Here is a 13,856-nt window from a genome sequence, read left to right on the forward strand (position 1 = left end):
TGCCGCGCTCGCCGGAGGGCAAGCGCCAGTTCCTGCGGGGCAGGCTGATCCGCGGGCACTCGGGTGACTCGGCCGCGCCAGGACGGCCGCGAGCGGTCGAGGTGGTGTCCGGTCCCGGCTCGCACCTCGTGGCGGCCATGGCGAAAGCGGACGCGCTGATCGATGTGCCCGCCGAGGTCACCGCGTTGCCCGCGGGGGCAATTGTGCGAGTGTGGTCTTTATGAGCGAGCTGTCCCATGTCGACGACGAAGGCCGTGCCCGCATGGTGGATGTGAGCGCGAAGAGCGAGACCACCCGGATCGCCGTCGCTGCAGGCGAGTTGCGTACCACCGCCGAGGTGGTCGCGCTGGTGCGGGCCGACGACATGCCGAAGGCGGACGTGCTGTCCACCGCCCGCATCGCGGGCATCGCGGGGGCGAAGAAGACCTCCGAGCTGATCCCGCTGTGCCACCAGCTGGCGTTGTCGTCGGTGCGGGTGGAGTTCGGTTTCACCGAGTCCGCCATCACCATCGAGGCCACCGCGAAGACCACAGGCCCGACCGGGGTCGAGATGGAGGCGCTCACCGCGGTCGCGGTCGCGGGGCTCACCCTGCACGACATGGTGAAGGCGGTCGACCCCGCGGCGGTACTCACCGACGTGCGCCTGCTCACCAAAGAAGGCGGCAAGCACGGTCATTGGGAGCGCCCGGCCGACGCGGACTCCGGCGAGACCGCCCGGCCGGTCACCGGTGAAGAGCTCGCTCCCGATGTCGACGAAGAGGACACCTCCGACTACGCCGAGCCCGAGTTCGGCGAAGAGGAGCGCTCGGCGGTGGTGCTGGTCGCGTCGACCGGCGTCGCGGCGGGCACCCGCGACGACACGACCGGCCCGGTGCTCGTGGAGTGGCTGTCCGGCCTCGGCTTCTCCGTGCGGGGCCCGCTGGTCTACGCCGACGCCGAGATCGAGTTCGGCCTGGCCGACGCGCTGCGCTTCGAACCGGCGCTCGTGATCAGCACCGGCGGAACCGGCGCTTCCCCCACCGACGCGACCCCGGAGGCCACCCTCGCCCTGCTCGATCGCGAGCTACCCGGCGTGGCGGAGGCGATCCGGCAGCGCGGCACCGCGAAGTTCCCGCTGGCGGCGCTGAGCCGCGGCGTGGCGGGGCTGGCGGGGCGCTCGGTGATCGTGAATCTGCCCGGCTCGCCGGGCGGCGTGAAGGACGGTATCGCGGTGCTGGAACCGCTGCTGGATCATCTGCTCGCACAAGTCGCCGGAGGTGGAAGTCATGACAACGGCTGAGGCCACGGTCCGGCTGGCCCGGATCAGCGACCAGCCGCTGGACCCAGCGGAGGTCGAGGAAGCGGTGTCCGGATCGCACTACGGCGCGGTCGTGGTGTTCACCGGGAAGGTCCGCGACCACGATGGCGGACAAGCCGTTTCGGCCCTGGAATACTCCGCGCACCCGCAGGCGGAGCGCTTCCTGCACACCGTATGCGCGGAACTCGCCGCCACACACGGCTTGCCGGTCGCGGCCGTGCACCGCGTCGGCTCGCTCGGCATCGGTGACCGGGCGATCGTCGTCGCGGTGGCGGCGGCGCATCGCGACGCGGCGTTCGCGGCGTGCGCGGAACTGGTGGACCGGATCAAACACGACGTGCCGATCTGGAAGCGCCAGCTGTTCGCCGACGGCCTGTCGGAATGGGTGAACGCCTGCGGGTGACCTGACCGTGACATGAATCTCATGACGAATCAACATGTCCGGTATAGCGTGTGCGCGCGGTATCGCTTCACTCGGAGACCGACGGTGCGCCGATCGGTCGCGGTGGCAGAAGGGAGCACGCGATGGGAACCGATCAGGTTCTGCTCCACCGGTTCGTCATCTCGCAACTCACCGCGGCCGGCGTGGACCGCGACCGGCTGCTCCGGGAAGCCGGATTGCCGGAGTGGACCATGGCGGGCGACGACCTGCACCTGCCCAGCCAGACGTTCTCCCGGCTGTGGGAGATCGGTGAACTCGAACTCGGTGACCCGGACATCGCCCTGAACGTGGCGCGCCGCTACGAACTCACCTGTTTGGGGCTCTACGACTATCTGTTCTCCTCGGCGCCGACGCTGGGGGCCGGACTGGCGACCTGCGGGCCCTACGTCACCGCGGTGACCACCAATCACCGGTTCGACCTGGTCGCGGAGAACGACGACGAAGTCACCTTGTATCTCGACATGATCGACGGCGAGGGACGCGGCCGCGATCTCACCCAGCTGTGGGGGCTGAGCGCGGTGCTCAGCCGGGCGCGGCGCGTGGTGTGTCAACCGCTGGCCCCGCTGCGGGTCGCGCTGCGCCAGCACGCACCCGCGAAGATCGACACCTTCATCGAGGTGTTCGGCACCACCGCGATCGAGTTCGACGCGCCGGTGGACGCCATGACCTTCCGCGCCTCGGACATGGATCTGCCGTTGACCACCAGCGATCCGGTGCTGGCCGGCATACTGCAGCCCTTGGCCGCCGCGCTGCCGCCACCGCCGCCGCTGGCCACCGCATGGCCGGAGCGCGTCGCGGCAGCCCTGGCGGACTGCCTGGCGGACGGCGACGCCTCCCTGGAGCGGGTGGCGCGCAGGCTGGCCACCAGCCCGCGCACGCTCCAGCGACGGTTGCGCGAGGCGGGTACCACGTGGCGCGCCGAACTGGACCGGGCTCGCGGCGCGCGACTGGTCGCCGCGACCGCCACCGGGCCGCTGAGCCCCTCGCGCCAAGCCGAGATCCTCGGCTACTCCGACCCGGGATCGATGCGGCGCGCGGCTCGGCGCTGGTCGTCGGCCACCCACGCCCCACGCACCGAGCGGTCCTTCACTGCCTGATGAAACGCGCGGCGATCGACCAGAACGTCGCGTCCTCGATCGCACGGAAATCCCAGCTGTTGGCGATGGCGTGGGTCTCGGCGACGATGGCGGGAACGTCGAAGTCGTCGCGGGTGGCGGTGCCCTTCGCCTCCAGTACCTCGATGACGTACGCGGTGGCGCTCTCCATGGAATCTGACACGGGAAACTCCCATCGGTCGCGGAACGATTCGGTCGGTCACGGATCGGCTGCCGAGCGGCGCCGCGCGCGGCAGTACGCTGCCGGTGCCCGCCGACCGGCGGACACGCTTTCAGTCTCATGAAAAGACCGCTCCGTCACCAGCACCGAACGCGACAGGTCGCGACCGAACGCGCCAATCTGCGCGCTCAGTGCGGCGTATACCGCCACACCCCGAGCATGCTCTGCGCATCGAGCGGTTCGGCGTCGTCGTGCACGGTGTCACGCAGCCTGGCCAGGGCCTTGTCGGTGTGCAGACCCGCACCGATGAGCACCAGCTGCGCCCCTCGCGACTCGCCGCGCGACCAGCCACCCGGCTCGAAGACGATGTGGCGGCCGACCATGTGCAAAACGAATTTCCTGCGTTCGCCGGCCACGCCGAAGGCCGCGAAGCCCTTGGCCCGGAACAATCCCGGCGGCGGGTCCTCCAGGAAGCCGATCAGTTTGCGCGGGTCCAGCTCGCGGTCGCTGTCGAAGGAGACGCTGGTGTAGTCGTCATGCAGATGGCGGTGCCCGGCGTGGTCGTCATCGTGCTCGTGCTCGACGAGCAGTTCGTCGAAGCCCAGTTGCTCGGCCACCAGCGGGCGTTCGCGCCGCGGTCGGTCGAACAACAGCCCGGGATCGATCCTGCCGTAGGTCGTCGCGTACACCGGCACCGAGCCGACCAGCGCCGCGATGTCCGCGCGCAGCCGTGCGAGCTGCTCGGACGCCACCCGGTCGGCCTTGTTCACCACCACCAGGTCGGCCAGCCGCAGATGCGTGCGCAGTTCCGGATGGCGGGCACTGCTGTCCGGGAACTGTTCGGCGTCGACCACCTCGACCAGGCCGCCGTAGCGCAGACGCGGATTGTCGCTGCCGACCACCATCCGGATGAGGTTGCGGGGTTCGGCCAAGCCGCTGGCCTCCACCACGATCACGTCGATCCCGGCGCGCGGCTGGGTGAGCCGGGTGAACAGCTCGTCCAGTTCGGTGACGTCGACCGCGCAGCACACGCAGCCGTTGCCGAGCGAGACCATGGCGTCGACCTGCCCGGCCACCAGCATCGAATCGATGTTGATCGCCCCGAAGTCGTTGACCACCACGCCGATCCGGGTTCCCCGGTTGTCCCGCAGCAAGTGATTGAGCAGCGTGGTCTTCCCGGAACCGAGAAACCCCGCGACGAGCACAACAGGAATCCGGTCAGCCATTCCGCTCACCCTAGTGCGCCGCCGCACGCGCGGAAAAAGCCGGACGCCGCCCTCGACGTGATGAGGACGGCGTCCCGGGGGTTCGGTGTGCGGACTATTTCGCGGGGCCCAGCAGCATGCCCGCCAGGCTGTAGCCGAGATTGATCAGTTCCGTGGTGATCGCGTTGTTGTCCAGACCGAGCATCTTCGCCAACGGCATCAGCAACTCCATGATCGAAGCGTTGCCGCCGGCCGTCCCGGGTGACTGCTGCGCGTTCGGCGTGCCGGGCGACTGGGTTCCGGAGGTGCTCGGCGGTTTCGGCGCGGTCGACGTGCCGGATGACTGCGGTGTCGCCGTTCCCGGCGCGGGCTTCGGCGTCGAGGTGCTCGGAGCCGGCTGCGCCTGCGGCACCGCGGGGGCCGCCGGACTCTGCGGCACACTTGGAGTCGTGTAACTCGGCGGCACCGCGGGAATCGGCTGGGCCTGCGGTACCACCGGGTTCGTCTGGGCCTGCGGAGCGAACGGATTCGCCTGAGCCTGCGGCGTTTCCGGGGCGACCGCGGGATGGTCGAACGACGCACCCTGCGGGCTGGCCTGGCCGCCCTGCTGATCCGGCGCGGCACTCGGCTGCGGTGTGCCGAGCAGATAACCGACCACGCCGGTGGTCAGCGCGATCGCGTGCTTGAGCTGCCCGTCCGGGGTCTCCAGCGACGCCGCGTCCTCGGGATTGGCGCCGTTGCCCATCTCGAGGAAGACGAGCGGAACGGTGGTCAACGCGGGCCCGGCGATGTCACTGCGGGTCTGCAGACCGTCCACCACGCCGCCGTAGTTCGCGGGCGGGAATCCCGCCTCCCGATACGCGTCGCGCACCGACTTGGACGCGGCCAGTCCCGCGCCCGCCTGGACCTGATCGACGATCAGGTTCGGGATGGGCAGTTCCGGGATGATCAGGTGGAACCCGCGATCCTGTGCGGGCGCGCTGTCGGCATGGATGCTCACGGCGACGTCGGCGCCGGACTGGCTCGCCGCGCGGGCCCGGTCATCGATGCAGCCGCCCCAGTTGATGTCGTCCTGGCGGCTCAGCACGACATGTGCGCCGAGCGTCTCCAGCGACGTCTTCACCACCTGCGCGACGTTCCAGGTGATGGTGTGCTCGGGGACGCCGTTCATCGTGGTCATGCCGGTGGTCTGGCAGTCCTTGGTGCCGCCGCGACCATCGCTGACCTGTCTGGCCAAGTCCTGGGAGTGGTTCGACCCCTGGTGGCCTGGATCGAGGAAAACGGTCTTGCCTGCGAGTTTCTTCGACATGTCCAGCGGCGACGGCGCCGCCTGCGCGCTGACCGGAAGCAATCCGGACAACGACACCGTAACCGCGGCCGCGACCGCGGTGCAGATACCGACTTTGACGATGCTTGGCTTCATAGCGCGGTCGGTGCCCCGGGACGGGGCACACCTCCCTTCCCACTTGTAACACCAAACCCAATGGTCACTTTGGCAACGCGTGTATCAGCAAAGCAAGGTGCGTAATCGAAGTGTTACAGCACGCGCGATCCCCGGCGGCCGACTCCGCCACGGCGGTTTGCGCAGAGATAGCAGAGCGTAATGCACCAGGGTCTGCGCTGTCTCGACCGGCACGCCGAAATACCCGGCGACTTCCCGATAAGTCCGGATCACAGAGGATTCTCTCGGTGATAGCGCGATCCGTGCGGGTCGAGCCGGAATCGCGGAATCGGGCACACCACTCGGTCGGTTCTGGTATTCCTTGCCGCGGAGATGCGGGGGATCTCTCGAGTCGGCCGCGGCGGCGGGAGTACGGCGACCGTGGACGCGGCGGGAGTACAAGTCAAGGAGAACCGGTATGCGTGCTAGCGCGCTCCTCCTCGCGGGAGCCATGAGTTCCGCCGTGACCCTGCTCGCCACGGCGACGGCGGCGGCCGAACCCGCGAACACCATCTCGCACGACGGCGTCTACCTGGTCGGCGTCGACATCGCGCCAGGACTGTGGGAGGCGCCCGGCACGCCCGACCCCGCCTACGCCTGCGATTGGCGCAGACTGTGGAAGGTCGAGGGGGACAACACGAACATGCAGTACATCATCGCGAACAACTACACCCGGCTCGGCCCGGTCCGGGTGCGGATCAAGCCGACCGACGTCGGGTTCAAGACCGAGAACTGCGGACCGTGGCGGTTGCTGTCGACGGCACCACCGACCGGCTCGTTCGGCGGCTGAAAGGCGTACCTCCGCCTTCGCTCCGGCCATGCGCAAGCTGCGTACCTCCGCCTTCGCTCCGGCCACGCGCGAACTGCGTACTCCGCCTTCGCTCCGGCCACGCGCGAACTGCGTACTCCGCCTTCGCTCCGGCCATGCGCGAACTGCGTACCTCCGCCTTCGCTCCGGCCATGCGCAGGCTGTCGACGGACGACTGCGCCTAATAAAGTCGGCGCATGACGCGGAAGAGGATTCTGATCACCGGCGCGAGCGCGGGCCTCGGGGCCGCCATGGCGCGCGATTTCGCCGCGAAGGGCCGCGATCTCGCGCTGTGCGCCCGCAGGCTGGACGCGCTCATCGCGCTGCGCGACGAGCTGGTGGCGGCTCATCCCGGGATCACCGTCGCCGTGCGCGCGCTCGACGTCGACGACCACGCCGCGGTGCCGGTCGTCTTCGGCGAACTGCGCGACGAGCTCGGTGGCCTGGACCGGGTGATCGTCAACGCCGGGATCGGCAAGGGAGCGCGGATCGGCAGCGGACGGGCCGACGCGAATCTAGCGACCGCCACCACGAACTTCGTCAGCGCGCTCGCGCAGGCCGAAGCGGCGCTGGAGATCTTCCGCGCGCAGCGGGCGGGGCACCTGGTGCTCGTCGCATCGATGAGCGCGGTGCGCGGGCTCCCCGGCAAGAAAGCGGCCTATTCGGCGAGCAAGGCGGGGCTCGCCGCCCTCGGCGAGGCGCTGGCCACCGAATTGGCGCGCTCGCCGATTACGGTGACCACCCTGTTACCGGGTTTCATCGCCACCGACATGGCGGCGAAGGCGGGCGACGCGCGAATGGTCGCGCCGCTGGACAAGGGCGTGGCGGCGATGGTGGCCGCCATCGAGCAGGAGCGGCGGCGGGCCTGCGTCCCCGGGTGGCCCTGGCGGCTGATCGACCTGGCACTCCCCCACCTGCCGGACGCCCTGGTGGCGCGGATGAGCTGAACCGGCCGCGAGGGCCGCTGCGAGCAAGCCTCATTTGACCAGCGTGAACTGCACGACGTCGACGCGACCGGCGCGGAATTGCTCCGCGCACCCGGTCAGGTACTTCAGATATCGGAGGTAGACCTCCTCGGAGGCGAGGGCGATCGCCTCCTCCCGGTGCGCCCGCAGCGCCTCGGCCCAGCAGTCGAGGGTGCGCGCGTAGTGCGGCCGCAGCTCCTGCATCTTCTCCGTGCCGAACCCGGCGCGACCGGCCAGCCGGGTGACCTCGGCGGGATGTGGCAGCTGCCCGCCGGGAAAGATCTCCCGTTTGATGAAGATCTGGAACAGCGCATCGTCCCGGGTCACCGGAATGTTCATGCGCCGCAAGTCTTTCAACGTCCACCCCACGATCGTGTGCAGCAGCATCCTGCCGTCCGGCGGCAGCATCCGGTGACACCGCTGGAAGAACGTCTCGTAGCGCGAACGCCGGAAGTGCTCGAACGCGCCGATGCTGACGATTCGGTCGACTTCGCCGTCGAATTCCTCCCAGCCCTGCAGCCGGACCTGCGCTCCGGGAATGCGCTCGCGCTCGATCGCGTCCCTGACGTAGTCGTACTGGTTGCGGCTGAGTGTCAGCCCCACGACCGCGGCGCCGTAGGCGGTGGCGGCGCGCAGCATCGTCGAGCCCCACCCGCATCCCACGTCCAGCAGGGTCATCCCCGGCCGCAGGTCGAGCTTGCCGAGGGCCAGATCGATCTTCGCGCGCTGCGCTTGCTCGAGCGTCATGTCCGATCGTTGGAACCAGGCGCAGCTGTAGGTCATCGTCGGGTCGAGGAAAAGCGCGTAGAACTCGTCGGAGAGGTCGTAGTGGGCCTGCACCTGCCGATAGAACGGTTGGAGGTTGGTCATCGCGTTCTCCTGTTCCTCGGGTTCATCAACTGATACCCGCGCGACGCCGCTCCGTTTCGGCTCGCGCCGACCGATACGGAACCGATGTGCAGGTCTCCCTCGGGCAACGGCGGCGGAGGCCGGGCGATTACCCGCGACGTAATCGACACCGCGACCGGCTGCGGGCAAGATCGCGGACATGATCGATGAGACGGGCACCAAGCTGTTCCACCAGACCATGCCGTTCACCGAACGCCTCGGCGTCGAGGTGCTCGCCCACGGGCGCGAACTGGTGCGCAGCCGCCTGGCCTGGGACGAATCGCTGTGCACGCTCGGCGGTGTGCTGCACGGCGGGGTGCTGATGTCACTGGCCGACGCCACCGGCGCGGTCTGCGCGTTCCTCAACCTGCCGGAAGGCAAGCAGGGCACCACCACCGTCGAGTCGAAGACGAACTTCCTGCGCGCGGTCCGCTCCGGGTATGCCGTCGCGTCGGCGACGCCGCTGCACGCCGGACGCTCGTTCATCGTGGTCGAGACGGTGATCCGGGACGACGCGGACAAGCTGGTCGCGAAGGTCACCCAGACCCAAGCGGTGCTCTAGCCCGCGCCGACGGCCACCGGGACCCGTCCGCCCGCCGCCGCGCGGGCCGCGGGCCACACCCGAGCGAGGTCGAGCAGTTGCCGCAGCTCGGCATCGAAATCGGCTGCCGGGACGGGCAGCCGGGCCTGGGACGATCCGATCGGGGCCGATCCCGTCTCCCGCGCGAGCGCCGCGCACGCCACCTGGTGCGCGTAGTCGGTGAGCGGACATCCCGAGCCCGCCATCGCCGACGCCGGTGCGTACCGGCCGAGCTGGAGCAGCGCGTCCTGGATCTCCACGGTCATGCGGATCAGCCGGGTCTCCGGGTCGGCGAGTTCACCGGCGTCGGGCCGCAGGACGATCTCGGGAACCGCGGTGGTGAGGTCCCGCCACAGCGGGCGAAGCCTGCGGCGCAGGCGCCCGGCCCTATCCAGTTGCGCTATCGCCAGCAGCGTTCGAACCAGCGGAATCGCGACCAACATCGCGTCGACCCCCAAACAGAGGGTCACCGTCGCTTCCATCCTGACCATATGCGTGCCCATGGGCTGCCATCCTGTGACGACGTATACCGTCGTGAGCGCCAAGTTCCCGCCGAAAAGCGTCGCCGCCCAGATCAGCAGGCCGCACACCAGCTTCGTCGCCAAGCCGATGCCACCGTCCCGCAGCTCGCGCACACACATGTGGGCCAGCAGCGCGACGTTCACCAGCAGCGGGAGGCCGAATGCGGTCCACACCACCAGCCCTTCGATGTCCGGGGTCAGATCGACGAGTCTGCCTTCCCGTCGCGCCGACGTGCCGGCCAGCAGGATCGCGGCGGTGGACGCGGCCGCCAGCAGGTAGCACACACGGTGCCTGCGCCGGACCTCGTCCGGGTCCGGGTCCGCGCCGAACGCCCAGATGCGGACGATCCCTTGCAGGCACATCGATGACATCACCGTGCAGCCCAGCGAGAGCTGATGGGCGAGGCTCGCGATGCCGGGCGTCAAGTCACAGCGATACAGCAGCAGACTCAGCACTCCCCACCCGAACAGCTGATTCAGCAACCGGTCGACGATGGTGTCGCGCACCAGCAACCACCTGCCCGCTGCGACAGCGGCGACGAAGCCGATAATCGGCCACGCGACGATTCCCGGAATCGATGATGACATCGTCCGACCTCCCACCCACGAAACTGTCCCTTGCGAACGATAACGTTGCCGCGTGTTCGTGACCGCGCAGATCGAGAATCGGCAGCCGCCGATTACCGAGGCGCGTCATCATCGCGCCGTGGTTCCCGCCTTTCCGGTCCCTCCCCGGGACCGGGGTGCCGTTGCTCCAGCACATTCGAGGTCGATCTTGACAAATATGCGTTACGCTCTCTCGTTCACCGCACTCATGTCCCATTTGTCCAATTCTGGACAGCGGATATCGAGCGCGGAGCGGACATCGATTGTCACCGGCCCCAGAACTGCGGCCGCACCGTCATCGGATGTCACAACAGCGGGCCATACGACGAATTCGATGCGGGCACAAATCATTTGGCGGAATCGCTGTGGATGTTACGCTGTATCACATAGAGTTTCAGTGACGACACTCACCTCCGACACGCACCTCACGGCGGGTGCGTCTGCTCTTCGTAGCCCGCGAACGCGGCTCTACCTCATGCTCTACCCGCCCGTTCGTGCGGCAAGAACGGAGATATCTGTGCGCGATGAACCACGATCAGCTTTCCGGACCGAGCGAATCGATGGTGCATCGCTCCGAACCGTCATCGTTCCCCCAGCCCCGAGACCGGTGGCCCGCGCGGTGATCAGGACCGGGGCGCCCTCGGTCGAGCGGCGATACCGCCTTCCCGAAGACAGCGCACCAGTGGATCTATGCGTCACGGCGTGACTTCGCCGGGGGAAACGGAAGCGATGAGCAAGCAGACTGCCGGAACAACCGAACTAGCCGTGCGCCCGGCCGCCGGGACGGACACGATGAACACCGCGCTGCGCGATCGCCTGATCGACGCGACCGTCGAGGTGGTGTCGACCGAGGGTTTGCACGCGCTCACCGTCCGCCGCGTTTCCCGCATGTGCGGGGTCTCCACGATGGCGGTGTACTCCAACTTCGGCGGGATGCCCGGCCTGATCCGGGCGGCGGGTTCCGCCGGCTTCGCCCAGCTGGCCGAGCGCATGACCGCGGCCGGAGTGAGCGAAGAGCCGATCACCGACCTGCTCGTGCTCGGCCTCGTGTTCCGCGACGAGGCCCAGCGCAGACCGGAACTCTTCCAGCTGATGTTCGGCACCGGCACGCGCATCGACCTGAAGATCAACCGCGGCAATGTGCTCGTGGCCGGGCACGATTCGGAGTTCGAGCACTACGCGGAGACCTTCGACCACGTGGTCGGGGCGGTGCAGCGGGCGCAGGACGCCGGACTGATCAATACTCCGGACGTGCGTTCCGCCGCCGCGCAACTGTGGATGGGACTGTTCGGCTTCGTCCAATTGGAGATGGCCGGTCACCTGGGCGACGACGGACTGCTCGAAGTGCTGGTGCCCGCGATCGTGAATCTGCTCGTCGGCATGGGCGCCGAGTTGGACTCCGTCGGCGCCTCGGTCCTGCTCGCGGTGGAGCGGTTCGCCACGCTGTTCGGCGAGTAGAACCCCGGCGTCCGGGTCAGAACGGCAGCTTGGACCTGAACCGCTGGGCGCGTGCCATCGCGCGCTCGGCGGCGCTACCGCGCGGCGGCATCAGACCCAATTGCAGCAGCATCTCCGTCAAGTCCCAGGTGGCCTGGCTGCGCCAGATCAACCCGGAGCGGAACTGCCACGCGTCGATGACCAGCAGATCGATCTTCTTGCCGGTCGGGCCGAAACCGGGCGGGTCGATGGGGCCGAGATGGGTGCCGGTCATCCGCCACGGCACCAAGGCCAACCGGTTGTCCGCGGCGAGCACCGGCGGGAACGGGTTGGTGTAGGCGACATCCGGGAACGAACGCACCGTGTCGGCGACGAACTTCTCCACACCCGTCGGGCCGTGCGCGGGCGCGTCCAGCGAAGGGTCGTGCCAGATCGTGTCCTCGGTGACGCATTTCGCGACCGCGGCGCCGTCGCCGCTGTTCCAACCCGCGATGTATTGCTCGGTGAACCGCAACAGCCACTCCAGGCTTTCGATGGGCTCGGCCTCCGGCTCGATACGGAACTGCCCGGTGTTGTACGAATCCACGCCATCGCCTTTCGCCCAGTGCGTTTCGACGAGCCATCGTAGCCATGAATGGAGTGGGCACTCAACACCTTCCGGCGGCCCGGAGCCGAACGATGCGGAATAACATCGGAATAACGATGTAATTCACACCCGTTCCAGCGGTCGATAACTCTGTAATAACGTCAGAATAATACTGTCATACCCGCCCTGAACTGCATGGATGACTCGACCGGCATTACCTGCACCGCAATGCTTTTGAACAACCGCGCGCACGATTGCGTATTGACCTTCACGAATCGCGCCTCCTACCATGGGCGGACACTGCACTCCTACCGCGGAACCACTTCACCACCGGATGACGCTCACGGCCGAACAGGTTTACCGGCGTCGCGATTCCGGTTGTCTCCACGCTGATTCGTCGACGCGGGCGTCAAACCGCCTGTGCTCGTCGAATGCCTGAGCATCAGGGGATTTTTGCATGCCCAATGTAGCAATTGTCGGTATCGGCTGCCGTTTTCCGGGCGGCATCGATGGGGCGGACTCGTTCTGGGATCTCGTCGTTCGCAAAGGTGACGGGATCGTGGAGGTACCGGCGGACCGCTGGAACCTCGCGAAGTTCTACGACCCGGACCCGGACGCGCCGGGCCGGATGTACACCAGGCATGGCGGGTTCCTCACCCAGTCGTTGTGGGAGTTCGACGCCGAGTTCTTCGGCATCTCCCAGCGCGAGGCGTCGATCATGGATCCGCAGCAGCGGCTGCTGCTCGAGGTGGCGTGGGAGGCGCTCGACGACGCGGGGATGGCGGGCCGGGTCGGCGGTCGCGAGGTCGGTGTGTTCGTCGGCGGCTTCATGAACGACAACGCGCTGGTGCGCAGCGGCTCGGTGGCCAGGGCCTCGATCAACAGCCACAGCCCGACCAGCTCGTCGCACACGCTGCTGTCGGCCCGCATCGCGTTCCTGCTGGATCTGCTCGGGCCGACCATGACCATCGACACCGCCTGCTCCTCCTCGCTGGTCGCGCTGCACCAAGCGGTGCTGGCGCTGGAGTCTGGTGAGTGCGAAACGGCGATCGTCGGCGGCGCCAACGCGATGCTGCGGCCCGAGGCGTTCATCTCCATGTGCAAGGGCCGGTTCCTCGCGGTCGACGGCCGGTGCAAGTCCTTCGACGCGGCCGCCGACGGCTACGGCCGCGGCGAGGGCGCGGGCGCCGTGGTGCTGAAGACGCTGGAGGCGGCGGTCCGCGACCGCGACCGGATCTACGCGGTGGTGCGCGGCAGCGGTGTCAACCAGGACGGACGCACGCTGGCCATCCCGGTGCCCAACCCGGTCGCGCAGGAAACCCTGGCCCGGCGGGTGCACCGGCTGGCAGGCATCGACGCACACGACATCCGCTATGTGGAGGCGCACGGCACCGGCACGCCGGTCGGCGATCCGCTCGAATTGGCCGCTCTCGGCGCGGTGTACGGCGCCGTCGAGGGCCGCGACGAACCGCTGCCGGTCGGTTCGGTGAAGAACAACATCGGGCACACCGAGGCCGCCGCGGGCGTCGCCGGTCTCATCAAAGCCGCGCTGACCTTGCACCACGGCGTCATCGCACCGCAACTGCGGCTGGACAACCCGAACCCGGAGATCCGGTTCGACGAGCTGCGGGTGCGTATTCCGCTGGAAACCGAACCGCTGCCCAACGACGACGGACGGGCCGCGGTGGCGGTCAACAGCTTCGGCTACGGCGGCACCAACGCCCATGCGGTCCTCACCCGCGCGCCGGAAGCCCCCGCGCGGCAGGAGACGCGCACGCCGATCACGGTGCTGCCGCTGTCGGCCC

Annotated in this window: 14 protein-coding genes and 1 pseudogene; 9 read left to right on the plus strand and 6 right to left on the minus strand. The window is 68.4% G+C overall.

Features of this window, described 5'->3' with window-relative positions; all coding sequences use genetic code 11:
• The 4 genes and pseudogenes from ON21_RS19800 to ON21_RS19815 all read left to right on the plus strand — a co-directional run.
• Positions 1–224: pseudogene (locus ON21_RS19800) on the plus strand (molybdopterin molybdotransferase MoeA); the annotation flags it as partial.
• Entirely contained in the window at positions 221–1,279 is a 1,059-nt protein-coding gene (moaCB, locus tag ON21_RS19805; RefSeq protein ID WP_039799754.1) for a bifunctional molybdenum cofactor biosynthesis protein MoaC/MoaB, read from the plus strand. The pseudogene ON21_RS19800 and the gene moaCB, both read left to right, overlap by 4 nt.
• A complete protein-coding gene (locus ON21_RS19810) occupies positions 1,266–1,700 on the plus strand; it encodes a molybdenum cofactor biosynthesis protein MoaE (protein WP_039799755.1) in 435 nt (144 codons plus the stop codon). Before moaCB ends, ON21_RS19810 begins: the two co-directional genes overlap by 14 nt.
• 122 nt (positions 1,701–1,822) lie before the next feature.
• Positions 1,823–2,836, plus strand: coding sequence for an AraC family transcriptional regulator (locus ON21_RS19815; protein WP_039799756.1), 1,014 nt, complete (start codon positions 1,823–1,825; stop codon positions 2,834–2,836).
• On the opposite strand, the gene ON21_RS19820 is transcribed toward ON21_RS19815, so the two are convergent.
• From ON21_RS19820 to ON21_RS19830, 3 genes are all read right to left on the minus strand, one after another.
• Positions 2,826–3,017: a hypothetical protein gene (locus tag ON21_RS19820; RefSeq protein WP_039799757.1), complete on the minus strand. Its 192-nt coding sequence runs from the start codon at positions 3,015–3,017 to the stop codon at positions 2,826–2,828. The genes ON21_RS19815 and ON21_RS19820 overlap by 11 nt on opposite strands.
• Positions 3,018–3,202: 185 nt before the next feature.
• Positions 3,203–4,240, minus strand: coding sequence for a CobW family GTP-binding protein (locus tag ON21_RS19825; protein WP_039799758.1), 1,038 nt, complete (start codon positions 4,238–4,240; stop codon positions 3,203–3,205).
• 94 nt (positions 4,241–4,334) lie between these two features.
• Positions 4,335–5,642: an N-acetylmuramoyl-L-alanine amidase gene (locus tag ON21_RS19830; RefSeq protein ID WP_039799759.1), complete on the minus strand. Its 1,308-nt coding sequence runs from the start codon at positions 5,640–5,642 to the stop codon at positions 4,335–4,337.
• A 436-nt stretch (positions 5,643–6,078) separates the two neighbouring features.
• On the opposite strand from ON21_RS19830, the gene ON21_RS19835 reads away from it, so the two are divergent.
• Both ON21_RS19835 and ON21_RS19840 read left to right on the plus strand, forming a co-directional pair.
• The gene (locus tag ON21_RS19835) at positions 6,079–6,450 is read left to right on the plus strand and encodes an Rv1352/Rv1906c domain-containing protein (protein WP_039799760.1); all 372 of its coding nucleotides are present in this window, start codon (positions 6,079–6,081) and stop codon (positions 6,448–6,450) included.
• A 215-nt stretch (positions 6,451–6,665) separates the two neighbouring features.
• Positions 6,666–7,415, plus strand: a complete 750-nt coding sequence (locus tag ON21_RS19840) for an SDR family oxidoreductase (RefSeq protein ID WP_039799761.1) — start codon at positions 6,666–6,668, stop codon at positions 7,413–7,415.
• 30 nt (positions 7,416–7,445) lie between these two features.
• Here ON21_RS19840 and ON21_RS19845 read toward each other — a convergent pair whose 3' ends face one another.
• The gene (locus ON21_RS19845) at positions 7,446–8,303 is read right to left on the minus strand and encodes a cyclopropane mycolic acid synthase family methyltransferase (RefSeq protein ID WP_039799762.1); all 858 of its coding nucleotides are present in this window, start codon (positions 8,301–8,303) and stop codon (positions 7,446–7,448) included.
• 178 nt (positions 8,304–8,481) lie between these two features.
• On the opposite strand from ON21_RS19845, the gene ON21_RS19850 reads away from it, so the two are divergent.
• Complete coding sequence (locus ON21_RS19850) at positions 8,482–8,883, plus strand: PaaI family thioesterase (RefSeq protein ID WP_039799763.1); 402 nt, start codon at positions 8,482–8,484, stop codon at positions 8,881–8,883.
• Here ON21_RS19850 and ON21_RS19855 read toward each other — a convergent pair.
• Positions 8,880–10,010: an MAB_1171c family putative transporter gene (locus tag ON21_RS19855; protein ID WP_039799764.1), complete on the minus strand. Its 1,131-nt coding sequence runs from the start codon at positions 10,008–10,010 to the stop codon at positions 8,880–8,882. The two genes, ON21_RS19850 and ON21_RS19855, sit on opposite strands and share 4 nt — an antisense overlap.
• A gap of 747 nt (positions 10,011–10,757) precedes the next feature.
• Here ON21_RS19855 and ON21_RS19860 point away from each other — a divergent pair.
• Complete coding sequence (locus ON21_RS19860; protein WP_169332710.1) at positions 10,758–11,486, plus strand: TetR/AcrR family transcriptional regulator; 729 nt, start codon at positions 10,758–10,760, stop codon at positions 11,484–11,486.
• Between the two features lie 16 nt (positions 11,487–11,502).
• On the opposite strand, the gene ON21_RS35900 is transcribed toward ON21_RS19860, so the two are convergent.
• Positions 11,503–12,051 (minus strand): ester cyclase, encoded by a 549-nt coding sequence (locus ON21_RS35900; protein ID WP_051021033.1) that lies wholly within the window; start codon positions 12,049–12,051, stop codon positions 11,503–11,505.
• Positions 12,052–12,508: 457 nt separating this feature from the next.
• On the opposite strand from ON21_RS35900, the gene ON21_RS19870 reads away from it, so the two are divergent.
• Positions 12,509–13,856 (plus strand): beta-ketoacyl synthase N-terminal-like domain-containing protein (locus ON21_RS19870; RefSeq protein ID WP_039799766.1); only part of this gene is annotated, 1,348 nt, incomplete at its 3' end.

The organism is Nocardia araoensis NBRC 100135, from assembly GCF_000308435.1.
In the GTDB taxonomy this organism is placed as follows: domain Bacteria; phylum Actinomycetota; class Actinomycetes; order Mycobacteriales; family Mycobacteriaceae; genus Nocardia; species Nocardia araoensis.